The organism is Alphaproteobacteria bacterium (assembly GCA_002869105.1).
Taxonomy (GTDB): Bacteria; Pseudomonadota; Alphaproteobacteria; order UBA7879; family UBA7879; genus UBA7879.
Map to the genome: position 1 here is coordinate 1 of PKTP01000005.1, position 24,275 is coordinate 24,275.

Annotated in this window: 21 protein-coding genes, 2 tRNA genes and 2 pseudogenes; 6 read left to right on the forward strand and 19 right to left on the reverse strand. The window is 43.1% G+C overall.

Annotated elements, in window-relative coordinates:
• Window positions 1–192: 192 nt before the first annotated feature.
• From C0582_02360 to C0582_02375, 4 genes are all read right to left on the reverse strand, one after another.
• The gene (locus tag C0582_02360) at window positions 193–561 is read right to left on the reverse strand and encodes a hypothetical protein (GenBank protein PLX29853.1); all 369 of its coding nucleotides are present in this window, start codon (window positions 559–561) and stop codon (window positions 193–195) included.
• On the reverse strand, window positions 533–877 hold the full coding sequence (locus C0582_02365; protein PLX29854.1) for a hypothetical protein: 345 nt from the start codon (window positions 875–877) through the stop codon (window positions 533–535). Before C0582_02365 ends, C0582_02360 begins: the two co-directional genes overlap by 29 nt.
• Window positions 877–1,461, reverse strand: coding sequence for a hypothetical protein (locus C0582_02370; protein ID PLX29855.1), 585 nt, complete (start codon window positions 1,459–1,461; stop codon window positions 877–879). Before C0582_02370 ends, C0582_02365 begins: the two co-directional genes overlap by 1 nt.
• A gap of 81 nt (window positions 1,462–1,542) precedes the next feature.
• A complete protein-coding gene (locus tag C0582_02375) occupies window positions 1,543–3,096 on the reverse strand; it encodes a hypothetical protein (protein ID PLX29856.1) in 1,554 nt (517 codons plus the stop codon).
• A 788-nt stretch (window positions 3,097–3,884) separates the two neighbouring features.
• On the opposite strand from C0582_02375, the gene C0582_02380 reads away from it, so the two are divergent.
• Entirely contained in the window at window positions 3,885–5,033 is a 1,149-nt protein-coding gene (locus tag C0582_02380; protein ID PLX29857.1) for a hypothetical protein, read from the forward strand.
• 7 nt (window positions 5,034–5,040) lie between these two features.
• Here C0582_02380 and C0582_02385 read toward each other — a convergent pair whose 3' ends face one another.
• Window positions 5,041–6,444, reverse strand: a complete 1,404-nt coding sequence (locus tag C0582_02385) for a hypothetical protein (protein ID PLX29858.1) — start codon at window positions 6,442–6,444, stop codon at window positions 5,041–5,043.
• Window positions 6,445–6,490: 46 nt separating this feature from the next.
• The gene (gene pgk / locus C0582_02390; protein ID PLX29859.1) at window positions 6,491–7,690 is read right to left on the reverse strand and encodes a phosphoglycerate kinase; all 1,200 of its coding nucleotides are present in this window, start codon (window positions 7,688–7,690) and stop codon (window positions 6,491–6,493) included.
• A 47-nt stretch (window positions 7,691–7,737) separates the two neighbouring features.
• On the opposite strand from pgk, the gene C0582_02395 reads away from it, so the two are divergent.
• Window positions 7,738–10,665, forward strand: coding sequence for a hypothetical protein (locus C0582_02395; protein ID PLX29860.1), 2,928 nt, complete (start codon window positions 7,738–7,740; stop codon window positions 10,663–10,665).
• A gap of 117 nt (window positions 10,666–10,782) precedes the next feature.
• Here the strand turns inward: C0582_02395 and C0582_02400 are convergent, their stop codons facing one another.
• The 10 genes and pseudogenes from C0582_02400 to C0582_02445 all read right to left on the reverse strand — a co-directional run bounded on the left by C0582_02400 (window position 10,783) and on the right by C0582_02445 (window position 20,348).
• Window positions 10,783–11,538, reverse strand: coding sequence for a hypothetical protein (locus tag C0582_02400; GenBank protein ID PLX29861.1), 756 nt, complete (start codon window positions 11,536–11,538; stop codon window positions 10,783–10,785).
• Between the two features lie 10 nt (window positions 11,539–11,548).
• A complete protein-coding gene (locus C0582_02405) occupies window positions 11,549–13,351 on the reverse strand; it encodes a type VI secretion system tip protein VgrG (GenBank protein ID PLX29862.1) in 1,803 nt (600 codons plus the stop codon).
• Window positions 13,306–13,677: a hypothetical protein gene (locus C0582_02410; GenBank protein ID PLX29863.1), complete on the reverse strand. Its 372-nt coding sequence runs from the start codon at window positions 13,675–13,677 to the stop codon at window positions 13,306–13,308. The genes C0582_02405 and C0582_02410 overlap by 46 nt, the downstream gene beginning before the upstream one ends.
• Window positions 13,678–13,679: 2 nt before the next feature.
• Window positions 13,680–14,726 (reverse strand): type VI secretion system baseplate subunit TssG, encoded by a 1,047-nt coding sequence (locus tag C0582_02415; protein ID PLX29864.1) that lies wholly within the window; start codon window positions 14,724–14,726, stop codon window positions 13,680–13,682.
• Window positions 14,705–16,507 carry a type VI secretion system baseplate subunit TssF gene (gene vasA / locus C0582_02420; protein ID PLX29865.1) on the reverse strand — a complete coding sequence of 601 codons (1,803 nt, stop codon included), beginning with the start codon at window positions 16,505–16,507 and terminating at the stop codon, window positions 14,705–14,707. Before vasA ends, C0582_02415 begins: the two co-directional genes overlap by 22 nt.
• Before the next feature lie 77 nt (window positions 16,508–16,584).
• A complete protein-coding gene (locus C0582_02425; protein ID PLX29866.1) occupies window positions 16,585–17,064 on the reverse strand; it encodes a type VI secretion system baseplate subunit TssE in 480 nt (159 codons plus the stop codon).
• Window positions 17,065–17,067: 3 nt separating this feature from the next.
• Complete coding sequence (locus tag C0582_02430) at window positions 17,068–17,697, reverse strand: hypothetical protein (protein PLX29867.1); 630 nt, start codon at window positions 17,695–17,697, stop codon at window positions 17,068–17,070.
• A 55-nt stretch (window positions 17,698–17,752) separates the two neighbouring features.
• Window positions 17,753–18,274, reverse strand: a complete 522-nt coding sequence (locus C0582_02435) for a hypothetical protein (protein PLX29868.1) — start codon at window positions 18,272–18,274, stop codon at window positions 17,753–17,755.
• A 24-nt stretch (window positions 18,275–18,298) separates the two neighbouring features.
• Window positions 18,299–19,769, reverse strand: a pseudogene (locus C0582_02440) (type VI secretion system contractile sheath large subunit).
• A 32-nt stretch (window positions 19,770–19,801) separates the two neighbouring features.
• Window positions 19,802–20,348: pseudogene (locus C0582_02445) on the reverse strand (type VI secretion system contractile sheath small subunit).
• Window positions 20,349–20,516: 168 nt separating this feature from the next.
• Between C0582_02445 and C0582_02450 the strand changes: the two are divergent.
• The 4 genes from C0582_02450 to tsaB all read left to right on the forward strand — a co-directional run bounded on the left by C0582_02450 (window position 20,517) and on the right by tsaB (window position 22,082).
• Window positions 20,517–20,593, forward strand: a tRNA-Met gene (locus tag C0582_02450).
• 112 nt (window positions 20,594–20,705) lie between these two features.
• Window positions 20,706–20,782, forward strand: a tRNA-Pro gene (locus C0582_02455).
• A 23-nt stretch (window positions 20,783–20,805) separates the two neighbouring features.
• Window positions 20,806–21,444, forward strand: coding sequence for a (d)CMP kinase (locus C0582_02460; GenBank protein ID PLX29869.1), 639 nt, complete (start codon window positions 20,806–20,808; stop codon window positions 21,442–21,444).
• Window positions 21,444–22,082 carry a tRNA (adenosine(37)-N6)-threonylcarbamoyltransferase complex dimerization subunit type 1 TsaB gene (tsaB, locus tag C0582_02465; protein PLX29870.1) on the forward strand — a complete coding sequence of 213 codons (639 nt, stop codon included), beginning with the start codon at window positions 21,444–21,446 and terminating at the stop codon, window positions 22,080–22,082. The genes C0582_02460 and tsaB overlap by 1 nt, the downstream gene beginning before the upstream one ends.
• Here tsaB and C0582_02470 read toward each other — a convergent pair.
• The 3 genes from C0582_02470 to C0582_02480 are packed head-to-tail and all read right to left on the reverse strand — an operon-like array spanning window position 22,079 to window position 24,216.
• Window positions 22,079–22,639 carry a CDP-alcohol phosphatidyltransferase gene (locus tag C0582_02470; protein ID PLX29871.1) on the reverse strand — a complete coding sequence of 187 codons (561 nt, stop codon included), beginning with the start codon at window positions 22,637–22,639 and terminating at the stop codon, window positions 22,079–22,081. The two genes, tsaB and C0582_02470, sit on opposite strands and share 4 nt — an antisense overlap.
• Window positions 22,629–23,816: a hypothetical protein gene (locus tag C0582_02475; GenBank protein ID PLX29872.1), complete on the reverse strand. Its 1,188-nt coding sequence runs from the start codon at window positions 23,814–23,816 to the stop codon at window positions 22,629–22,631. The genes C0582_02470 and C0582_02475 overlap by 11 nt, the downstream gene beginning before the upstream one ends.
• Complete coding sequence (locus C0582_02480) at window positions 23,794–24,216, reverse strand: nucleoside-diphosphate kinase (GenBank protein PLX29942.1); 423 nt, start codon at window positions 24,214–24,216, stop codon at window positions 23,794–23,796. Before C0582_02480 ends, C0582_02475 begins: the two co-directional genes overlap by 23 nt.
• Between the last annotated feature and the right edge of the window lie 59 nt (window positions 24,217–24,275).

Genomic DNA, 24,275 nt, shown 5'->3' on the forward strand with positions numbered 1-24,275 from the left:
AACTCGTCCGTTCGTCATTGCAAGGAGGCCTTTGGGCCAACGCAGCAATCTCCTTCCTCAACCTAGATCCTCACGCCGCTGCGCTTCTCAGGATGACGTGTATAAAAGTCGTCATTGCGAGGCGGCGGTGGTTTTTATTTACCGTCATTGCGAAGGAGTGAAACGACTGTGGCAATCTCCTTCCAATAAACGTCATCCTTTTCTCCGTCCTCTCAACTGAATTTGATACCCCCTTCCGCCCTCTTTGATAGACTTAATCTTGACTGTCGGCCCTGCTAAAAATTGCATCGATTCCTCAATATCTTCAATGGACACCTGAGATAGGTCTCTCAACCGCTCCAGCAGGCGCTGTTCCATCGCCGCTTGCGAGCCATCAAACCAAATTGTGATGATTCCCTCCATCATAATCTGTTGGTGGTAGCCTCCTTGTCCCACAGTCACATTTTCAACAACCAGCGTTCCATAAGGGCGTTTGGCTTTCATCGGCACCTGCAGATAAACCGGTAGATGAAAGTATTCCGCCAGCTCTTCTTTAAGTTTCAAGATAGTTGGATAAATCATATCGCACCTCTTGCATGACAAAATACATCCACGGATTTTCTGAATCCTGGACTGGCTCTGACGCTAATTCAAAAAAGCGGCCCCGCCACTTAATCAAATGATGGTGTTCCAAGGGTTGGCGTCCCTCGGTCCAAACTCGGTAGGAAGCCCGAAGTTGTTTTTGTTCGGCATAGTAGGTCAATCGTTCATGGCTGGGCCTGATGGCTCGAACCGCTGCCCAGGCATTAAAAACAGCTATCAGTTCCCATCGGTCCGTATCCATATGAATCACGGTGATGGGGTCTATTAAATCAAAAGGCGTTATTTTTATGGCCATCACACCCCCCTCTTCATAAAGGGGAGCAGCAGCTCCTTCAATGCATCCAGGTTTAGTCCCACACCGCCTCGATAATAACTTTGCGCCAGCATCAAAATTGCCATGCGCAGCGATCCCGGCACATCTGCTGGATTCAGGCCAAAGCCCACTTTGGCTTCTATTTTCAAAACTTCGAGAGGCTGAAGGTTGGCTCTGATTTGACAGCGCTCTCCTTCTTGCTCTTGCTGAAGAGTGGTGAGATCAAGTTCTCGTTCCTGGCCCTTTTTAATGGCCCACGCAGCGTAAATTTTTTGAACCGGGGCAATGGGAATGGCAATCATCTTCTCAACCGCGCCCCTGTATGTTTGCTTCATCTTGCTACTTCCCTGCATCACAGGCCGACCGGCACAGGTAGCCCAAATGCGTTGGGTGATTAATTTAAGATTGAGTTTTAATTCAAGATTTTCCTGAGCGGCGGTTAACGCCTGCATCAAGATCTCATCTGCTTGATCATGGCTGATGCGCAGGTAAGTTTTGAGATCATTAACGGAAACCGCTGGCTGGGCCGGTGGATCCAATATCTTAATCATGGGGTGTCCTTTCATAAAAAAAGCGCCCCAAACAAAAAAATCCAGGATTGACCTGGATCGCTTGCTTGAAAGGCGCTATCTGTATTTAATGTCTTGTTACGTTTGGAAACTCAAAAGTTTCAAGGCTTCCGGGTTGACCACTGCGCCACCCGTCCGTTTGGTGATATAGAACTCAACGTAGGGTTTAGCGCTGTATGGATCACGGAGAATATGCATACCACTACGATCAACGATTTGGTAAGCTTCCTGGAAGTTTCCAAAAGCAATGGCTGTTGCGGCTTGTCCGCCTTGTAAAGCCGGCATTTCATCGCAAACTTCAACCGGATATCCCAAGAGTGTTGATACTGACCCACCAAGGCCCGGTTGCCACAGGTAATGACCTGTTGCCGGATCTTTCAGCTTCCGTACCGCCGCCATGGCTGAGCGGGACATCACCCAACAGGCACCGCGGAGATATTTGGTTTTAAGGCTTTGCATCAAATCAATCAGAAGATCCGCTGGTTTTTGTTCGGGGAAATCCCCATCCACACCAGAGTTTAAAGTGCCAATGGCTTGTGGATTATGCTCGGCGATGTCACAGCGTTGATGTCTTAAAAACCCCGTTGGCTTATTGTTGCCATCCCCATTTACAAACGCGGCTGTTTCCATGCGAGCCATTCGATCGGCCACGCCTCGAATCAACCAGGCTTCCACATCAACCTTGGCATCATCTAATAATTTTTGCGTTGCCCGGGGTTTGGCATAAATTTCATGAACATTGATGCGAAGTTTACTGATCTCTCCTGCTTCTGTCTCAGCACGATCATCTAACTCAGTGGCCCAACCGGCATCCGCGATGGAGTGCGTCAAAAGCACATCAACAGAGCTTGACGAAATCTGCATCGTCCGCGCTAATTTTCTTAAAGGCGAAAGTGCTTCAATGTCCGACAGCAGTTTGTCATGGAGAATCTCTGGAATTAAATGTCCCCCTCTGGCATCTGCAGTTGTGGTCAACCCCTTTTGGTGCCATCCCTGTCCCGAGCGGACAAACGAAGCAAAGCCGTATTCTTTGTCTTGCTTGTGCGTCATCGCAACAGCTGGTCTTTCTTGTATTTCAGTGTTTTGTATTTGTGTCATATCTATGATCTCCTTTTGTTGATTAAATGGATGACAAGTGTTGTTCAGCGCTTGGTGTTTCACCCTATGCACCTGCGCTTGGTGATGTGCGGGAAAGGTCACCAAAGAAATTTCCAGCAAATCCACCTTCTCAATGGTGAATCCCCCCGCACCATTGGGTTGATGTTTCTGGCTGATGAAACCGATAGACAAGCCATCAATTTCGCCTTCTTGGAGCAAGGTATAAACCTCGCGGGCCTGGGCCACATCCAACAACAACTTGCCCGTCACTTTCAGGCCATGGGCATCTTCAATGATTTCCGTCCACTGGCCGATCGGTGCTGTTCTATCGTGCTGCCAAAGCAGTTTGGGGCGTTTACCTTTGTTGTGGTACCGCTGCAATGAATCGCTGAATGCACCAGGCAAAATGATATCTTGATCTTGATCTTGATCTGGCACATTAAAAACACTGGCATAGCCAGTAAAGTGACCCATCTCCGTAATGGACTTCAGGGTTAAAGGTTGCACAGCCATGCTATGCTTGATGTGCGACATATGTCTCTCCTTTGGTTAAATTGAAAAGGGTGTTAAAAAAGGGGTGAAAGCGGTGCGGCATATGATGCCGACGTGACACGCTTCTGTCATTAAGCGGGAAGTTCCCACCTAGACAGCTTGGCATTCTTGAGCTAAGCTTTAAAAAAACAGGGAAATAAATCATGTATTTTTCAAAAAAACTTTTATTCTTCTTCCTCATCTCTATTGCCTCCTTACATTTGATTCATGCCGTCACCGCCAAAAAGGTTGGAACCAAACCACGCGGCTCTGGTCCTGGTGCTGGATATGCTGCAAATTGCACCTCCCCTACTGGATCCGTCCAAGTCGCTAACACATCAACGCCAATAACAAATGAAGATGACGCAAAAAATAACTGTCCAAAAGCATGCAACTTTCCTTACCAAGGATGGAATGGGGAATGGGCTCCTTATCCTATACAGCCAAACAACCCCGCCGGTTTTTGTTGCTGCTCTGGTGCTTGATAATAAATTTGAAGATCTAGAGATTGCCACGTAGGGGCCGTGCATCCACCTAGCAACGGCGAAAAACCAACGTTATCCTTAAAAAAAACTTCACAGCCATGCTGTGGGAATCTAGCAGATCTATCTCTGAATAATATGGAAAAAAGGAAAAGGATTTGTAGAAAGTTATACTTCAATCAGTATGAGTCCATGCATATATGGTCAATAATTCAATGTCAACAATTTTATTTAAAATTTTTATTTAATATGATTTGTTACTTGTTTTTGCTTAATTTTTACTTATATTAAGCCACTTTAAATCAGAAAATGCGTCACCCACCCTTGCATCCACTTTTAAAATTGTATAATAAACACCTAAAAAAAATGACAATGAAATACCTTTTCTGCTTTTTTCTTTTGCTCCTCACAAAAATGAATCTATATTCAATGCCGGGTTACCCAGAAGAAAAGAATCATCCTCTTTTTTCAGACGTTGAACTCCACTTAATCAGCGGTAGAATCGAATATAGAACCTGGTATGAAATCGGGCTTGAAATCGATTATGGAAGCGCACATAACCTCCTCTTTCCTGAAAAAAAACATCTCAACGGCCTCATCAAAAAACTTGAACCCCTTTTACCAAAAACAGCTGAGCCGTCATGGCAGGCATTCATATTAGCAGGCACAATACAAAGCCTCGCAAAATTTGGAGATCGCACGCGGCAATATAGGTTGTGTAATACAGTCCTCACCTACAAAGATTATACTTATTCTCCCGATGAGTTACCGCCAACTGATGATTTTCTCGAATGCATTAGAAAGCTATCTTCAATCTATTCTGGAACTGAGGCTTATGCTCCAATAGATTTCAGCGTAGAGACCTGGCATCTCAGCTCTTTTAAGGAGTTTAGCGATGAAGAAAAAGAACTATTCCCACACCTTGAGACATTTGCTCGAGGGGTCCTTACCAAACCTCTCTCATCTGATGATTCTCTACAAGAGCTAAAAAGAGCTGCAGATTTCATGACAGAAGTTGAGCCTTCACATCCAGATGTTCATAGTTTAAGAGGAATTGCTTTACTTGAACGTTTTGCACGTGAAGATGAGAAAGAATCTTTATTAAAATTAGCAAAAGAATTTCATGAAAATATAAGCAGCGACGCGAGAGACGACATGCACCAAAATGGCTTTCCTAGCATCACAAGAATGATTGTAGAATCGCTTTCCCATGTGCCTTTAGCTCACCGTCGCGCTTTTGTTGAAAAAATTATTCCAGACAAAAGTCATCTTCATACCTTGCGCTTAATTTGGCATATAGGCCCTTTTTTTTCGACACTGAAACAACTTGATATCAGTGGTGCAAAAATTAATGATTGGAATTATTTAGAAAAAGTCATCCCTTTTTGCAGATTATCAATACTTCGAACCAAATCGTACAAAGACATCTTTGACATTTTAGCAGAAGATTTAGACTAATACTGGGTTATCCAAGGTCTGGTTGGTTTTTTCTGCCAAGGTCTAATTTCTTCCATTTCCCTGATCGGTAACGATAGCTAAAGAAAATCAAATTCATCGCAGCATAAAAGATCATAAACAGCCATTGATTAGACGGGCTAATGAGATCCATTTTCATCAGAACCACACACGGAATAAAACCAAACAGGAAGGCACATGTTGGATTGACAATCATAGTAAAAATGGTATCCCCTGCAGATTTCAAAATACCAATAAGCACCCAAACAAAACTATCAACCAGCATAAACACCCAAACAAAACGCAAGGCCCATATGCTCTGGGTGTAAATTTCAGAGCCATAAATAAAGCGGGCCCGGTCGATTTCAAAAACGCCTAAAATAACCTCAGGCCAAATAACCATAATCGGGAACAAAACAAGCAGCCAACAGGTTATCAGTTTAGATGCTGACGCAATAAGTTTGGGAATTAAAGCACTTTGTTTCGAGCCAATTAAATTTGCAGCAATCGCCGTGGTTCCTTTTTCAAGCCCCTCCGTGAAAAACACAAAAAAGATAAAAATAGTTTGTCCCACGATAAAAACCGTTAAAAAGACATCGCGTTGCTGAGAGGAAAAATAAAGAAGCATCGTCCAACCTAACACCTCAACGGTATGACCAATAGCCGACGGCAAACCAATTTTAACGCTTTCCTTCATAATATGAGCGTCAAACTTCATCGTCAGGGTTTTAAATTTATGGCGTATTTGTGGTTTTAAATAATGAAATCCTAAAAACAAACAAATGGCAATTTCTCCCAAGAGCGTTGCCAGGGCAGCTCCCTGAACGCCCATACTGGGAAAGGGCCCATACCCAAAAATCAGCAATGGATCCAAAACAATATTGACAACATTTCCAACCAATGACGAATAGAGAGAGATTCTGGTTTGGCCAATCCCAACAAAAAACCCATTCAAAGCAGCGGACAAACATAACAAAGCCCCCCCACTTAAAAAAATTCTTAAGTATGGGAGTGCATAGACATGTTGCGAACTGTCAATAAAATGCGGCGCAATATAAAAAGCACTGGGCACAAAAAGAAAAGTTGAGCAGAGCGCAACCAAAATCATTTGCCAGGTTGCTTTGCCTGTTTCATGGTAAGCACCCGCGCCATTATACTGACCAACAAAAACTTCACTGATGGCACATAAAGCTAAGGGGATAAGCAACAAAGCATAGGAAGCATTTCCAGCAACAGCTGCGCCATTCATAGCATCTACAGCATAGCGTGACAGAAATAAGCGGTCCACAAGCAGCATGAGGTGTCCGGTCAACACACCCAAAATAATCGGGCCCGAAATAACAAAGAGCTCGCGAAAGCTTGCGGTTGGATATTTTGTTAAATTTTTCGGAGACATAATTGTTTCTCTATTCATCAAACAACCAACTTGAGCGTAACACTAAAGTCAAGTGAATTTTGTTTCATCGGGCCTCGAAGACATGAATTCCTGGAAGACTGTTGCCTTCAAGCCACTCCAAGAAAGCACCGCCAGCTGTTGACAAATAGGTAAAGCCAGATGCAACGCCTGCCTTTTCTAGAACTGCCAGCGTATCCCCCCCGCCTGCAATACTGGCACACTTATTCTTTTGGGTCGCATCAGCCAAAAATAGGCCTATTTCATTGGTTCCAGTGGCAAAGGCCTCAATTTCCGCAATGCCTAAAGCCCCGTTCCAAACAACGGTCTGACTTTTTTCAATTTGCTTTTTTATCATGTCGATGGTTTCAGGCCCAGCATCAACAACAATATCTTCTTCCTGAAGATCATCAATATCACAGATACGGGTTAAAGCATTCGGATTTATTGAATCGGCCTCCATCACATCAGTTGGCAAAAAAAACTGGCACGGACTATTGGATATTTTCTCTCGAAGACGTGTGGCCTGGTCAACAAAATCAGGTTCAACCAAAGATTTCCCAACGGACAGACCTTGCTCCAGGAAAAACGTATTGGCCATCGCCCCCACCACAACCAAAGCATCCACCTTGTCAACAAGGGCTTCAAGCAACCGAATCTTAGTCGATACTTTCGCACCGCCGATAATCGCTGTCAGGGGCTTTTTTGCCGGGCGCAGATAATGCGTCAACGTTTCAATTTCATGGGCAAACAAAAATCCCATCATAGCGGGTCGAAGTTTTGCCAGTGTAACAATGGAAGCGTGAGATCGATGAGCACAGGCAAAAGCATCACTCACATATAAATCAACGCCAGTTGCTAATTGGGTGGCAAAGGCCCGATCTCCCTGCTCTTCTCCTAGATAGAACCGCAGATTTTCTGAAACCAAGATTTGTCCTGGGTTTAAATGTTTAGCTTCCATCCCCCACTGTGCAGGGTCAGTGCTGGTAACAAACTGAAAATCATAATCAGGATACACCTCTTTAAGGCCGGGCAGAACGTGCCCCATCGACAATTTTGGATCAGCAACGCCCTTGGGGCGACCCAAATGTGATGCTAACAAAATCCGGGCGCCCCGCTGAACCAAGAAGTCCAGAGTTGGCTTAATCGCCCGCACCCGCGATAAATCCGTCACACGCCCTTGATCATCAAGAGGCACATTCAAATCTGCTCGCAGAAAAACCACTTGATCTTTCACATCAAAGTCATTTGGTGTAGGGTAAGTCATTATTTACAAATATATGTTAAGGGCATACTAGCACACAGCCATAGGTTATGACTACTTCTCACCTCACCCCCTCACACTTATATTCATCAAAAGGCCTTGAGCATCTTCATGCACAGTACCATAAGCACGCAGATAATCTGCCCAAAGATGAACAAGCGACTGTCTTTGAATCTTTCATCACGCATCTATTTGGTATTGAAGAAAGCTATCACCATCTCCAACAGCGTTATCTCTCTGAAACCATCGTTGCTGACTTTCGTAAAAAGATCATCCAACGCTTTATTCTCAAAAAAGATAAACCCGCACACCTTCCACCCCTTGCAGACATCTTGGCTCCCAGCCCCTATAGCCCAAGCTCTCTGCCTTCCCTTGAAGATTTTGCGGCCCTTGTTTTGACCGCCGGGGAAAAGAACCTAGAACCCTGGCACGGTCAGTTCATATACTTCATGCTCTATCCACAGCTGCGCCATGATTATCATTCTCTTCCTTCTTGGCGGTTTCTGGATAAAGCTATTGATCCTCTCCCCAACAATGGCAACGGCATTTGGTCAGAAAAGGTTGAGCGCCAACGCGCCCGCCAAGGATTTGACCTAACCGACCCCGTTCAGCTTTCACCCTATGCCATGGAAGAAGCAGGCTATTGCTTGAAGTGTCACACGCGCCAGAAAGATAGCTGCCGAAAAGGGTTGGCCACGCCTCTCACCTCAAAAGATGATTTGCCTGGCTGCCCCCTGGATCAAAAAATTTCTGAAATGTTTGAGCTGATGGAACAACGCCATCTATTAACAGCCCTGGCAATCGTCATGATAGACAACCCACTGCTGGCTTTAACAGGGCATCGCATTTGTAACGATTGTCAAAAAAGTTGTATTTTTCAAAATCAAACCGCCGTTAATATTCCGCAAGGGGAAACTCGCTTGCTCCTTGATATTCTCTCACTCCCTTATGGGGTTGAAATATACAGCTTGTTGACCCGATGGAATCCTTTTCATCTAACTCCTCTTCCGCTGCCGCCCCACTCTCAGTCCGTCGCCATTGTGGGCATGGGGCCAGCTGGAATAGGCCTTGGTTATGAAATGCTCAGAAAAGGGTATCAAGTGATGCTCTTTGAAGGATTGAAGGTTGATCCCTTGCCCACTCACCTTATCGGCACAGGTCAGAACGATTTTGACCTTATTCAAACGTGGTCTACACTTACTAAAAACCTCGAACACCGAAAGATCAAAGGATTTGGCGGCGTTGCTGAATATGGCATCACAGCTCGCTGGGATAAAAATTTTCTCATGCTTGTTCGTCTCATCCTTGAGCGCCATTCACGCTATCATTACCTGGATGGGATTCGCATTGGCAAAACGCTCTCTATTGAAAATTTAATCGATCACGGGTTTGATCATGTTGCGCTTTGCACAGGGGCAGGCAAACCCAAAACTTTGTCCACCACAACCTGGCCCAAAGGGGTTCGCATGGGCGTGGATTTTTTGATGGGCTTGCATCAACGCCCTCTTCCGGAAACGTTGATCAAAAACCCCCTCACCCTACCTGCATACGTTTATGGCGCCGGCCTGACAGCCATCGATACCGCAACAGAAGTACTTGCTGCATATCCTGTTCAAGTGGCAGCTATCACCAAGGCTTTAAAAGAAAATCCAGACCACGTCCAACACATCCCCCAAGATCAGCTTGCAATCTTTTGTCTTCACGCCAGGGAATTGGCAAAAGCATCAACCGCTACAGAAAAGAAAAAGCTATTGAAGGCATGGGGCGGCGTTACTGTTTTGTACCACCGCGATCTTCCGCAAGCGCCCTCTTACCGTCAAAGTCGTCCTGAAGTTGCCAACGCCCTTGCAGAAGGTATCGAAATCCAAGATCAAAAAACGCTCATCTCATGGCATAGCGCGGGAGATACCCTCCAGAATATAACGGTGTTGAATCAACGCTCTGGTCAGCAAGAGCAACTCAACACGCGCACCCTTTTTCTGGCCCTGGGGACAAAGCCAAATACCAATGCCATCACAGATGATATTAATCTCTCAGCTAAAATAAAGAGCCGCCCTTTGCAATGGATGGACGCTGATCAAAAAATCCAGACGCCCACAAAAAATCCTAAAGATCCTCAACCCTTTTTCATTACTTTTTTCTCACCCGCCAAAGCTGTCACAGCTTTGGGAGATCTTCATCCCACGTATCAAGGCAGCGTTGTCAAGGCCTTGGCGAGCGCTAAGTATGCAGCCCCTCAAATTGACCGTTTGCTTAAAATATCAACAGGTTCAAAACCCATCAATCTTCAAGACTATGCCCAATCCTTTCAAGCAACCCTGATCAAGTCTGAGCAAATAGCAGTCGATCATATTCAACTCACTGTGCATGCTCCCAGCCATCTCAAACAGTATCAACTGGGGCACTTTTTCAAAATTCAAAGCTATGAGGGCAGTTTGCACCATGACCTAAAGGGGCAAGCCATCAGCCCTTTTAATATCGATAATCAAGCGGGAACCTTTAATGCGATTGTTAGAGGCAAAACAAGGTCAAAACATCCTGAAGCCATCTTTCTCATGGGCCCCGTTGGTGAACCGCTCAAGCTAACAGAAAACGCTCAGGTACAGTGCATGGTTGAAGATACGGATTACTATCTCCTTTCAATCATGAAAGCATTAGAGAAAGAAAATAAATTGGCCCGTTATGACCGTGTAAAAGTCCAAGATATTAAAGCCGAAAATAACATGTCTCAGATTTTCAATTACTTCTTCCCCCGTTCTCTCAATTTAAGCACTCAAGATCCAACAGATCTTCTGATTTCTGATCCGCAGCTAACAAAAGCGGTGGAGCATCAAGCACAGATAAGTGGAGTGCAGATCCATCGCAAACTTGGTGGCCCTCTGCAATGCATGATGGGCGGCATTTGCGCCCACTGCCTAAAACCCGATCCCCACACCCCAGGGCATTGGATTTATGCCTGCCAAAGTCAATGGATGTAAAAAAGGCCTCTAACTAAAAAGAGGCCTTCTTAAAAGGTGATTTGGATTCAGATCACTCTAAAATCTATATCCCATACCAACAAGAGCAGACCAGCTACTTTTAACATTAAAACAGGGTCAAGGATTAAACTCTTTTTCCTTCACCAGTTTTCCTTTTTGATCAAACTGTTGCATCAAAACAGGTTTGCCATCTTTAAATTGAGTCACCTGCATAACAGCCCCATTTTGATAAAATTTCTTTTCTTCCCCCACACTGCTCCCTTTTTCGTACAAAGCTTGTTGCAATAACTCACCGCTCGGATAATACGTTTCAGACACACCGTCCAACACGCCATCTTTATAGATATTTTTCTTAGCCAACTTGCCATTCTGATACACTTCGAAAGGACCAGACATCACCCCTTTCTCATAAGAGATTGAGGTAACCTTCTGACCGTTTTTAAAAATCTCACTCACGCCTTGCTGTTTACCTTGAGCAAATGTATATGTCCCGACTAATTGATTATGCTCAAATTGCTTTGCTGGTCCGTGCAACTTGCCCTTTAAAAATTGCCCTTGAAAGATCAACTGTCCCTTGTGATCATAGGCTTTCATTGGGCCATCCAGAACATTATTATGATAGGTCATTTTCTGTTTAACGGTGCCCGTCTCAGGATCATAGATTGTATAAGCCCCCTCTTTGACACCGCCTTTCAAGGTAATCGTTTGAACTTTACGTCCCTGAGAATCTTTAATGGTTTGAACGGTTACATCCTGTGCTTTTTTCTCCTCCCCCCCTTGAGAAGAATCAGAACTTTTCTGAGAAGGCTTTGCAGCTTTCTTCTTTTTTGACTGTTCACGGATTTGGCGTAAAAGGTCTGGGCTTATTGACATAAATCACACTCTAACTATTAATCATTACCATGCCACCAACGATTTCACACATACCTGTCCCTGTAAGTTGCGCCGTGGCATTTCCGGTTAAACTTAATACGGCATCACTGGTCACAGCCACGCCCGCACTCCCCGTCATCATGATTTGAGCCCCCGCTGTGACTTCAACATTGGCACTAGACATAAGTGTGTAGCCAGCCGTGGTGTTGACTTTAATCGCACCCGTTGCAGTGATTTCAATATCGCCGGTTACTTGCAATTGATAATTGCCCCCAACTTTAATGGCAGCATTGCCGGTAATCTCTTGAGAATAATTCCCCCCAATTTTTTGCGTTACATTGCCAGTAACATCTTCGCTCTGATCTCCTTCAACCTTCCGCGTATCATTTTGCTTAATCGTGTGGGTAAAGTTTTGCTCGTTTTCATGTGTCTCATCCCCACCTTTAATGGAAACCAAACGACTTCCCTCTTCCAGACTGATCGTCTCATCCCCTTTCTCAAGCGTCCGCGTATAATTACCGGCATGGAGAGTAACCGTGCGATCACCCTCGGTCAGGGTCACTGTTTGATTGGCTTCCACCAACGTATCCATGTCACGTTGGGCATGGATAAAAAGCTGCTCCTCTTCCTTTTTATCTTCAAAACGAATTTCATTATACCCCTCGCCGCCAGGAGAAGAGTTCGTTTTAATCGTACTAACAGTTGGACTATCCGGTAAGTAAGGCGGGCGATTATCATCATTGTAAACGCACCCCGTCACGATTGGGTGATCTGGATCGCTCTCTAAAAACTGCACCACAACTTCTTGGCCAATGCGTGGGGTGAAACGGATTCCCCAATCATTTCCAGACCAGGGCATCATCACTCGCACCCAACAAGATGTTTGATCTTCATAGTCACCGCGCGCATCCCAATGAAACTTAACATGAATGCGGCCATATTCATCGGTCCATATTTCCTCATTTTCCTTACCAATCACAACAGCCGTTTGAGTCGATATTTTTGGTTTTTGTGTTTTAAGGGCAGGTCGATAGTTGAACTTTTTATCAAATGCAAAAAAATGGTTTTGATAAGAAATTGGCTGAGGCTTCCATCGTTCATGAGGTGCCAAATCATGAAAGCTAGCCTTTAACTCTGCATGATGTTTAACCGATTCCACAACCCAAGGAAGCTTGTTTAAATCTGTTCGGGGGTGGTTCTGAAACTCATACCAGTATCCTTGACTGATTTGTGGCAAGCTTGTTTGGGCTCTTAATTTAATTTTTTGGACCTGTTCTTTTTCAAGCCGGATCTTAGCAATGGCTTCACCATCTTTTTGAGTAAAATCCCAATACTTTCCTGGATAATGATAAACCGTTCCTCCCTGGCTGTCTTCTGCCTTAGATTGTGCTATTAAATCATTATCTGGCGTCATAAAATTATAATCATCTACAGCCGCAGATGAAGGCACAACTTGAGAAACCAAGCTGATATCCGTCACCCCGGTCACATGATCTTTTGTAACCCCTGGTCCAATAAAATTAAGGGCTTCATGAGACCCAGAAATAAACTCATCTGATTGATCGGTAATAATCATCGTGTGTTTTCCCTGCTCATGCTTAAAAAAGTAATAAACACCCTCTTCCTCCAGCAGGCGGTTTACAAAATTAAAGTCACTTTCGTTGTACTGGATGGTCAGATCTCTAATAAACTTACCCTCAGTTGAAACGGCGTACTGAAATTTAATTTTATAATCGCCCAAAATTTTCTCAATGATTTGCTGATACGTTAAAGCCTCAAACACACGGCAATACGCATTTTTTTCAGGAACCAAAGCAGTGGGACAATTTCCATATAATAAAGGGTGTACTCATCATTGGTTTCAGCAAGATACGTCGCTCTTTGTTCAAATCGATTGACAACACCGTTGACATAGCGCTTTTGCTCTTCTTTATCGCCCATAATGGTAGCCGTGATATCTCGACCGACACAAGAATCAAAAGAAAGGTTGTTTTTCTTAGAGACAAGTTCCAACTGAAAACTGAAGCACTCAGAAAGACATTCACCGCCATCAATTCTAATCAAGACAACATCATCCTTAAACGGGCTGTCAATTTCTATAAAGGTGTTGGCATTATGATTAAGCTGAAACTGAGCCATCGTTAATACACGTATAATGTTTGATGTTGAGCATACCAATCATCCAGATCGGATGGATTGTAAACGCCTAAAGCCGTTAGGGTATTAGAACGTGTATTCTGAGCAAGATCCTTTGATTTAAGCCAAGAGGTCCACCCAAGCGCTGGTCCTTGTCCCAATCTTGTTTCAGTAACTTCTGACGGCTCAATTTCTAATGTGATATCAAAGGATTGCTGTTTTTTCTTATAAAAACGCACAAGGTCACACAACATGGGATACAAATCTCCAGATTTCAGGAATCGACTATATTGCTTTAATTTCAAAGGCCCAAACTGGATATTGAATTTGTTTTCTTGATCCCAAAACCGTGATCCCAATGAGGCCTCTTTTCCTAAAGCTTGATAGCGTGCTTTTACCCCTCCAATTTTCGTGCGGATATTCTCCGGGATTTTGTTCCATTGTCCTGTGCAAAACGTAACCCCTGTCGGCATTTTGAAGAAATCATTTAAAATAACCCGCAGTCCATTTCCCGACCGACACCAATAAAGACGCGCATAGGACATAAGAGAACGCAGCGGCAGGGTTTTCTCATAGGGATAAAATTCATAAGCGCCCGCCACTGATTTTAGAAAGGATCCGTAAGGGGATTGATCAGAATACCCCGCATTCAAGCTGACTTTAAACTTCTTATGCGTTTCGTACAAAAGATGCGAGAGGCGATTGTTGTAAATAGATAAAAAATCATACAGAGAACCATCGCCATAAACGACGTTTTCAATGATTTTATCCATGTAAGCTCTTGGCAGGGGACCATTTAAAACATCAATACCAAAAGAGTTGATCACCATCTTAAGGTTTTCACGATCCACTTGAATGGAGGCGATATCAGGGCCCAAAAGGCGCTGCTCAATGTTAGAGTAAAATTTAAGATTTGATTGAAAGGATGTACGTCGATCAACGGGCAAAACCAATCGCAAAAGCTTCACCGCCGCAAGGAAAGTGTATTTATTAGGTTGAAGCGCTAAGTCCTCATAGACACTGACAAAAGCTATATTTTTTGAACGGGCCATACTTTCCAAACTTTTTCTTCGTCAGGCTTAAAAACGCTCAGCTCAGTGAATGAAACGGTGTAACTAAAATTTTTGAAATAATGATCTAAGACAGCTGAAAAACCCATCACATCCTTCTTGGCATAACTAGCCTCAGAGAAAGTGATATGATAGGCAGCTCCATTTAAAAAACCACGCCAGGCATCGCGGCCAATTCTACGAACTATATCATGGGTGCTAAAGCGCATAATATCACTCCCATCGGTCATCATGGCATGGGAAACTTGTCGCTTAAAGACATTAATAGATTCTTTAACAACCTTTACAGCCACATCATTATCTTTGGCTCCTAAAATAACATAATCTGTGGTTAGTTGTGAAATCAGCTGCCAATGATAGTTGCCACTTCCGGGGTTATAGATCGAAGCTGTGGGCTGCGTGATAAGAGACACCTGACTTACCGGCAGCGGCTTTTCACCATATAACCGCGTGCCTGGCCTCAGAGAATGCGCCAAATCTCTATTGGTACACTTCACCTTGGCATAAATCGTCTCATGTTTCGGCGTTTGCTTGTTAAACCCTAAATCAACAAAGCTAATTTCTGTTTTTGTGCCAGGAGAATCAATGGCTGGATTTTGCTGAAGATGATAGAAGTAGTTCTGCTGGTTGGTTACATCGCCATGATCATAGGAAAAATAAGGTGAGAGTTTTTTAACATCCTTTGATCCGCGAATGGTTTGGTGGACCTCTTCAACGGTATGAATCTCCATGTATCGCTGTTTTTGCACATCAGCAGTTAATGGATAAAACAACGCTCTTTTGTTAAAATCAATCGGATCAGTTAAATGGGTGAAAAAATTAACAACAGGCGTGCAGCCTAACTTAATGCTATCTGTTGTAATTTGCAGATTCTTCTTTAGGGAATCATCATAGCTCGTCATTGGAATCAACAGATCCACTTCATCATCACAGCCACTAAAATCAAGTTGATTGAGGCGAAAGAACATAAACTTCTGCGGCAAAGCAAAATATTCTTGAATCAAATTAAAAGAAGACGGCGCCTGAGGATAAGTTGGCAAAACCATTTCCTCTTCCTTAAATCCAACGCGCTCAACAATTTCTTCCCCGCGCATAATACGATGGCTTTCTTGTGCGGGATTATAAGTTGCATAAGTATTGTTTTCTAAAAACAAGCACTCAAACATCCAGTTTGCAATAAAATGATCCGCATCAATATAAAAGCAGAGGGACCGAATATCATACTCTTGCAGTTTCTTAGCCTGCGTTTTGAGTCTGATCCGCAAAACATAAGGATAGGGGCAAAAAGAATCCCGGAAGTCATAATTAGCAGCTGGTGTAATACGGACATCAGCAACACTCAATGGCCATAGGGTCAGGTCATAACAACTCTGGAAACGACAAGGAACTCCCTTATCAGTCTGCACATACAGATTACTTCCCCTAGCTATTGTTTGGCCTGTTGTGCTTTTTCCTTTACTGGGGTCAATATCAAATTGAGCAATCGACATGGGGGGAATCGGCGCTACCAATTGGGGATAGAGCACCCCCAACATTGTTTGAGAAAAGGTTGGAAATTGATCATCGTACTTACGTTGAAGCGTGCTGGTTAAAAAAGCAAAAGATTCAATCAACCGCTCAACTTGTGGATCACTTGATGATGTCGGCGTTAACCCAAGAGAACTTGCAACCTTAGGGTGTTGACGCGCAAACTCAGCACCACTCTTACGTAAGTATTGTAACTCACGTTCATAATACGCTAGCTGTTCTTTATCAATTTTCATAGGATGATCGCGCTCCCTCAAACAAATCTAATCATACAATAGAGTGCGCAGGGAAACAAATTAAAACTGGCTTAATTTTAGGATGAGCGATTCGGCGTATCCATACCCACCGAATAGGAAATTAACTCTCTTTTTTCGGCGTAATTGACCCAACCTTCAAGTTTGCACGTCAGCACCTGCGTATTGATATTAAAATGGTCCACTTCAATGTGGCTGACGTCAAAGCGAGGCTCAAACAGGTGAATGGCATTTTTGATGTAGCGTTGAAGTTTTTGCCAGGAAAGATGGTTCATGGGGTCGTAGTATGAAAAGTCGGGTAATCCATATAAAACGGGGATACCATAAGTTAAATCTTCTGGGCGCAATGAATTGTAGTCATCCTCACTAATATGACAACGGGTGTTCAGCAAATTTGATAGGGCGGCATTGATAGATAACAAATAGTCATCACGCGAAAGCAGAAAGCAATCCTCAACTCGCGCAGAGTGAGCATTAAAACGATCAAACAAGGGTCGGTATGCGACTTTGTTGTTATGCCCTGTCTTGATCAGAGCCATTTATTAACCAGATGCTTTAGACGTGTTTTTGTTTAAGTCCACGAGCACAGCAGATTTACCAGAGGCATCCCCACCATCATGAAAGTGATTAACCGTTAAATCAAACGTCTCAAAAGCATACTTAAGCAACACATGTGGAATCGCACTGGTGTTGGGGAACCTTTGAGAGACATCAAGAAAGATTCTTTTATTCGCTTCCCGGTCTGATGTAGCGCCAAAAACGTCATTTGAACTCATACTAGATCCAATATTATCAGGATCAAAATTAGATGTCACAAGGCTTAACCGAGCATTTCCCAAAGTTATTTTTGAAATTTCTTTATTATTAGCGTTGATATTTGCATAGTTTACGATTTCAACTTTCTTCAACAACTTTCCACTAAAGCAATCTTGTTGCAGGGTTGGAAGTGTACTTGGGGGTGGAATAACAGCTGAAAAATAATAGCTTGTCAACGTTCCACCGGGTTGTAGAAGCCCTGTTTCAGCAACCTGAACATCCCGTGAAAAATTAATGAAGTAGCGAAGAACTGCAAAAGCGCCAGGCACAATAGATGTAACAGGCCCTTTAATACCTTCCATGCTGAGAAAGCATTGTTCGGAACGGTTAACTGAAACCTCATCGTTATTGCTCATTTCATTTCCGCGGTTTTAAACATCTGTAGCCATATCGCTTCCCCTAAATTTCTCTCTATGATTGAACTGCTTGTCTATTAAGTCGACTCAAACCAGCTGAAACTTTACCTTTAGCCTGTTGATCTTGATCCACGGCATTCGATTCAATTTCGATGCCATTGGTCACAACCTCGAGCGTATAAATAATGCCATTTCCTGACTTTGAGGATGAGTTTGCATCATAATAGAGCGACCAATTGATGGCATATGTTGCGCCATTGAGCTTCCCGAGAGTATATTTTATCTCTTCAACATTATTGTGACCATCTGACTGAACCTTGATAATTTCAATAGTTCCAAGATTCGTTCCCAACCCCAATGCATTTAAAGACGTGACAGTGTCTTTTCCCAACTGGCCTTGCCAATACATGGGGCCGAAGTCTGGCTTCTTACCCTGCATCCTGTTACCGGTCCGGTTTGGAAGGGGGTTATTCGTAACACTCAAAGATCCAACATCATGGGCTGCAACGGCCTTGATATAGTCTTTTACTTTGGCACTCCCTTGAACGATGGAGTTTTTAATAAAGTATGTTGACATAACTTACGCTCCTTTTCTCCAAGATTAACTTGGCGCCTTAGGCAATGTTGCAACCAACCGAATTGAAGCAGTTAAGTCTTCAAGTTGGAAGTGAGGTCTTAAGAAGACAGTGGCCTTATAATTCCCTGGATCTCCCTCAATATCAAATACATCGATCCGTGCTTCACTAAGTGGGAATCGTGCCTTAACTTCCTGCGGGGCGTTTTCGTTCAGGAGAACATAATTGGCAACCCAAGTTTGCAGATAATTCTTCAAATCATCTTTGGTCAAGAATGAACCAATCTTGTCACGAACAATCGCCTTAATGTAGTGCGCGAAACGAGACGCAGCTAAAATGTATGAGATTCTAGCAGAGATGTTCGCATTCGCATTCGCCTCAGCTTTGTTGTAAACCTTAGGCTTTTGTGTTGTTTGTGCGCCAAAGAACGCTGCTTTATCCGTTCCTTTACAGTGGATAAGGGGCAAGAACCCAAGATCACTTAATTCCTTCTCACGACGATCCGTAATTGAAATCTCTGTTGGACATTTCAAGGCCAAATCTCCATCCGTTGTATGGAAGGTGTAAACCGGTAGATCTTCAACAAGACCCCCGCCTTCAACACCACGAATAGCAGCCGTCCAACCGTAGTCAAAAAAGGCTGTTGTGATTTTGGTTCCAAGCATGTAGCAAGAGTTAGCCCAAGTGAACGTGTTTTCAGTCAAGCCATCAACGGTTTCAGTATAGTTCAATCCTTCAACCGGATTGGTGTCTGGCCCGTATGGCTCACGAATCAACACGCGTGGCAGTGTCATTACAACATATCTTGAGTCCTCAGATTCCCGGAAAGAGTTCCATTTAATCTTATCCAAAGAATCGAAAATTTTGGCTAAATCACGGGGCTTACCAAGTTCCTGGTATGATCCAAGGTTAAACATGCTTGGCGCAGCAGCCGTAATAACCGGTGCAAAGGCAGCCGCAGCAACCCCTGACAGGTCTTTAACAATTTCCATATCAGCAGGCGTTGACGTGAATTCATAGTCAGCAAGCAAGCATGAGTATGGACTCCCCCCAAATGTACCGTATTCTTGCTCATAAACTTTTTTAAACAAGTTACTTTGGTCAAACTCAACGGCTTTCTCAAGATCTTTAGCAAGCTCTTCTTTACTAAGGTTCAAGACACGAATCTTCAGTTGCGTCGATGTTTCTGTGTTCATCACAAAATAGTTCAACCCACGCCAAGAGCCTTCAAGGGCACGGAATTTATCGTGGTGCAAAATTTCATCCAGCTGCGTTGAGAGCATCTGGTCAATTTCACTAATCTTTTGATTGATGAATGCAACCGCATCAGAAGGAACAGCATCAGATTTGTCCTGAGCCAGAACTTCTTTTACATAGGTTCCAACAAGATTATTTGCATAATCTTGATCAGAAGGATTCCGAACTAAACCCCCCATCTGTCATGATGGCGTTTAAGATATCTTTATTTTGTGTGGCTGTCGCCTTATCGTCTGCCATGAGTATCTCCCCTAACCTCTAAAACTTATTGATTATTTTTTGCTTTTCGGCTGCGCATCTTCACCAGCCGGGGCTTGATCCAATTTTAGTGCCGTTTTGATTTTGTTTTGATCTGCAGGCGTTTCTAGAACCTTGGTCAGCAATTCATCCAACTCATCATTGCCATCGAGGCGCGTCAACAAGTCACGAAGCATAGTTCTTGTTCTGTATAGATCAGCCATTTGTGGCACTTGCTTTAGAACCTGCACAGGATCGAAATCATCAATGTTATTAAACTTAAGCTCAAGGTTCATCATGTCACCGTCCTTGCCCACTCAAGTGATTTTCAACTTGAAAAGTCACCCGCGGGTTCATTTTAGACATGATTGTGTTGAAATTATCGCGATCAATTTCAGCGAATTTTCTCTCTTTAACAGGTGCTATCTTAACAGATGGATCACGATCACCAGAAAGATCAGCCATAACGCCTACCACAAATGGCAGTTCTTTCATTTCTATAGCATCCCCAATTTCAACATCATATGTAATCCGTACTCTTGGTGGCCTTACTTTACTGAGCAGGTATTGAGTCTCAACCATTTAAATCTCCCTGTTATTTGAACTTAACTTATTTTAGAGTGGCACTTTTTTGAACCCTTGTCAAAAGTTTTTCCTCTGCTTTATGAAACGTCAAAAAGAGGCATGTGTTTCAAGCATAAAGCTTGACATCAGAGCGTCTAAAGCGCTAGAACAAAAAACGCTTTCCTTGGCGGAGTAGCTCAGTTGGTTAGAGCAGCGGAATCATAATCCGCGTGTCGGGGGTTCGAGTCCCTCCTCCGCTACCACTTTCCCCCCTTCCTGAAACCCACAAACCTCATTCTGAGTCAATTAAACAAAATGTTACTGTATTTTCTTGTCAAACCCCGATCCTATAAGTATAGTTCAGCATAATTGTGTCGGAGTGTAGCGCAGCCTGGTAGCGCACCACGCTGGGGGTGTGGGGGTCGTGGGTTCAAATCCCGCCACTCCGACCATTAAAACAACTGGTAGATAATATATGTTGATTGCCATTGATGGTCCTGCCGCTTCCGGCAAAGGAACGCTCGCCAAAAACTTAGCCCACCACTACTCTCTCTTTCATTTAGACTCCGGCGCTGTCTTTCGATGTATCGCAAAATACATTGTTGATCACCCTGATCGAGTTCTTGATGATCCAAAAGAGAGATCAACCCTCAAAGAAAATATCACTGCCTCCTCTTTATCTAATCCAGATCTCCGCACGGAAGCCATTGCCCAAAAAGCATCTGAAATTTCACAAATTCCACATATCAGGACTTTATTCGAAGACCTATGCCACCAACTCATTGAAGAAAATAAAACTCAACATGGAAGCGTGATTGATGGCAGAGATGCTGGAACTGTTCTTTTTCCAAACGCAGATATCAAATTCTATCTGATTGTTGATCCTGAAGAGCGCGCCCGTCGCCGCTACCTTGAGCTACAGATGACAGATCAGATCATTACCTATGAAGATATTTATCACTCTATCATCACCAGAGACCTACGGGATATGAAAAGACAAGAAAGTCCTTTAAAACCAGCAACCGATGCTCATATTTTAGATCTCACCTCCGAAACGCCAGAAGACGTTTTTAATATGGCGGTTTCCCTTATTAATGCAAAAAATCTAGACTGATGCCGACAATCGTTGCCATAGATAATAGCTGCCAAAATATACTCAGCATGGCTCTGTTTAAAGATCGTGCTTGCATAACACATTTTGATATTCAAACTTCCTTTCAAAACTCAAGTACAGCACAAACAGTTAGCCGCTTTGAAGACCTTCTTAAACAATCTGATTGCTCTCTCAATACCATTGATGCCTATATTGTGAACCGTGGACCAGGATCATTCACAGGCCTTAGAAGTAGTATGGCATTTGTCCAAGGCCTTTCCCTTTCATCCGGCGCACCACTCTATGGAGTGACCAGTTTTGAAGCGCTACATTCATCCCTTGAAAAGAACAAGGTTCCGTTATCAAAATCGGCTTTTTTACTCGATACCAAGTGTCACAGTTTTTATGCCGGACATATCATCGATGGAAAGTGGTCCCACTCAATCATTAATAACGAAGATGTAAATGCTTTTATAAAAAATAAAAATATTAAAAAAATCATCAGTGACAGGGATCAACCAGAAACAATAATGCCAGAAGCCTGTGAATGGCACATTCTAAGACCAAACGCTAGACTGCTCGCAGAATTTTGGCTTCAACATTCAAATCAAAAAGATCTCATTAATCTTGATATTCTCTATCTTAAAAGCCCTGTTTAGGTAAGCCTTTCTTTTACAAGCGTTTGCCGAAGGACAATCAAGTACCACACCCCGGAAATTAAAGTTGTAAAGGCTAATATCCAAATAGCACTCTCAATATAAACTTCTGAAAAACCCTCATACATACGACCAAACAAAAGGATGATCACGGTCAAAACTTGCCAAGATGTATTGAATTTACTCACTCTAAGCGGGCGGATTTCGACATCATTTTTACGTATCTTTAAATATAAAAACCCCGCTAAAATTGACGCATCACGAAGTAGCACCATGATAAACAGCCATAATGGCATCCACGCCATCCAGCTAAGCGTTGCCATAACACTAATCATCAAAATTTTATCCGCAACGGGATCAAGTATTTTGCCAACCTGTGTTTCTTGATTAAAGAAACGCGCAGCATATCCATCTAAAAAATCACTTATGCCAGCAATCGCAAAAAGCCAAAAAGCTGTTTGGGTATAGTGATGTAAAAGAAAACCGATAATAAATGGTGTTAGAATCACTCGGAGCATCGTCAGTATGTTTGCAATCATGACACCCCTCCTAAATCTCATTCCCTTCAAAGGCAGGTAGAGACTGATTCAAAGCTTTAAATAAAATATTTTTAGCTGCCAATTCGCGCTCAAGATCCTGCCTGTCACCTCGGTAAATCAAAGCCACAACCATATTTTTCTCATCAAACTCTTTTAACTGAATTTGATCCATCCTTGGCATTTTTTCCAAAACATCGGTTTGCACTGTCATAGATTTCAGTCCATCAATTTTTATTTCATATAAAAAATTCCCGGGCGCTGTCACCTTAACTAAATGGTTGTCAAACCAGTTGCCAATCAACATTGGGAAAATCTTACCAAGATGCTGCTTAATAACATCAATGGTTAACGGATCTGGGGCCCGCAGCTGATAAACCAAACTTTCGAAGTCCATCAATCCAAAGGGTTTGATGACAATTCTATTAAGTATTAATTCTTCCTGTTCAGCTGTGTTTTTTTGATCTTTAAAATCACCCTCTTCATTGTGTGGGTGAGAATGCCGCCCAAGCGTCTTACTCACATCAAAAATGATAATAAGCGTTGATGACAGACCATATCGGTTATTCAAATTTCCAAACAATGACTGGGCTGTTTGCGCCTGATCATCAAAAAGATGATCATCATTCAAATCCCCCAAGGGCAAAAGAAAGTCCAAAAGTGGGTATCTAACTTCTATTTCACGCAGAATATCCAGAGCTGGCCAATAAAACTTCAACTGATTTTCATGTCGAATCAAAGGTAATACGATAAAGCGAGGGATCATCGCATCCAAATATGAAAGTTGATTCATATGAAAGAAAGAATAGAGGCGCTTTGAGTCAAATTGATAGGAAATATCGGCTCTGTATCGCGTAGACGAAACGCGCTCTTGCGCAAGATGGTATGTCACCAAGAACTTTTCAGGATCAACAGCGATCTGCTTTGTCTTTTCAAGCTCGCTATTGGGCAAAAGCCTGCTGAGAAGGGTATCAAAAGCTCTCTTCTTTCCAAGAGTGATTCCTTGCTCTTTGGCTTGTTGTGCTGAGACCCCCTGAGAATCTACAGAGATTTGCATTTGATAATCCGCCGACACAGAAAGCGCCAGCAAGAGTAAGGCGCAACTAAAAAAAGCAGCCTTAGCTTTTTTTGAAAGTCTAATCACTGCTTTTTTCATGCGGACCTCACAAATAAATGTGTTAGCTGATAATTTCAATTTCACTAAAGAAATAACTAATTTCACGGCGCGCCGACTCTGAAGAATCAGAACCATGAACGGCATTGGCATCAATGGACTCAGCAAAATCACGGCGGATTGTGCCCTCTTCTGCTTCAGCTGGATTGGTCGCACCCATTAATGTCCGGTTTTTTAAAATGGCATCTTTACCTTCCAAAACTTGAACAACCACGGGACCTGATGTCATAAAGCGACATAAATCTCCAAAAAAGGGACGTTCTTTATACTCTGCATAGAACCCTTCAGCTTCAGATTGGCTCAACTGAATCCGTTTTTGCGCAATGATTCTTAAACCATTTTCTTCAAAGCGACTGTTAATTTTTCCAGTCACATTGCGTGCAACGGCATCTGGTTTTAAAATTGATAATGTTCTTTCCATAAAAATCTCCATAAATTTAGTTCGTTATTTAACACAAACTGGTTGTATTTTGTGCAAAAAACACC

Excerpts from the sequence above, each read along its gene's own strand:
- C0582_02425 (PLX29866.1), bottom strand. The coding sequence starts at position 17,064 with ATGGCTCTGATCAAGACAGGGCATAACAACAAAGTCGCATACCGACCC.
- C0582_02395 (PLX29860.1), top strand. The coding sequence starts at position 7,738 with ATGACTACTTCTCACCTCACCCCCTCACACTTATATTCATCAAAAGGC.
- C0582_02430 (PLX29867.1), bottom strand. The coding sequence starts at position 17,697 with ATGAGCAATAACGATGAGGTTTCAGTTAACCGTTCCGAACAATGCTTT.
- C0582_02400 (PLX29861.1), bottom strand. The coding sequence starts at position 11,538 with ATGTCAATAAGCCCAGACCTTTTACGCCAAATCCGTGAACAGTCAAAA.
- C0582_02360 (PLX29853.1), bottom strand. The coding sequence starts at position 561 with ATGATTTATCCAACTATCTTGAAACTTAAAGAAGAGCTGGCGGAATAC.
- C0582_02470 (PLX29871.1), bottom strand. The coding sequence starts at position 22,639 with ATGAGATTTAGGAGGGGTGTCATGATTGCAAACATACTGACGATGCTC.
- C0582_02460 (PLX29869.1), top strand. The coding sequence starts at position 20,806 with ATGTTGATTGCCATTGATGGTCCTGCCGCTTCCGGCAAAGGAACGCTC.
- tsaB (PLX29870.1), top strand. The coding sequence starts at position 21,444 with ATGCCGACAATCGTTGCCATAGATAATAGCTGCCAAAATATACTCAGC.
- C0582_02435 (PLX29868.1), bottom strand. The coding sequence starts at position 18,274 with ATGTCAACATACTTTATTAAAAACTCCATCGTTCAAGGGAGTGCCAAA.
- C0582_02385 (PLX29858.1), bottom strand. The coding sequence starts at position 6,444 with ATGAATAGAGAAACAATTATGTCTCCGAAAAATTTAACAAAATATCCA.
- C0582_02370 (PLX29855.1), bottom strand. The coding sequence starts at position 1,461 with ATGAAAGGACACCCCATGATTAAGATATTGGATCCACCGGCCCAGCCA.
- C0582_02410 (PLX29863.1), bottom strand. The coding sequence starts at position 13,677 with ATGGCTCAGTTTCAGCTTAATCATAATGCCAACACCTTTATAGAAATT.
- C0582_02380 (PLX29857.1), top strand. The coding sequence starts at position 3,885 with ATGCGTCACCCACCCTTGCATCCACTTTTAAAATTGTATAATAAACAC.
- C0582_02375 (PLX29856.1), bottom strand. The coding sequence starts at position 3,096 with ATGTCGCACATCAAGCATAGCATGGCTGTGCAACCTTTAACCCTGAAG.
- vasA (PLX29865.1), bottom strand. The coding sequence starts at position 16,507 with ATGAAAATTGATAAAGAACAGCTAGCGTATTATGAACGTGAGTTACAA.
- C0582_02415 (PLX29864.1), bottom strand. The coding sequence starts at position 14,726 with ATGGCCCGTTCAAAAAATATAGCTTTTGTCAGTGTCTATGAGGACTTA.
- C0582_02365 (PLX29854.1), bottom strand. The coding sequence starts at position 877 with ATGGCCATAAAAATAACGCCTTTTGATTTAATAGACCCCATCACCGTG.
- pgk (PLX29859.1), bottom strand. The coding sequence starts at position 7,690 with ATGACTTACCCTACACCAAATGACTTTGATGTGAAAGATCAAGTGGTT.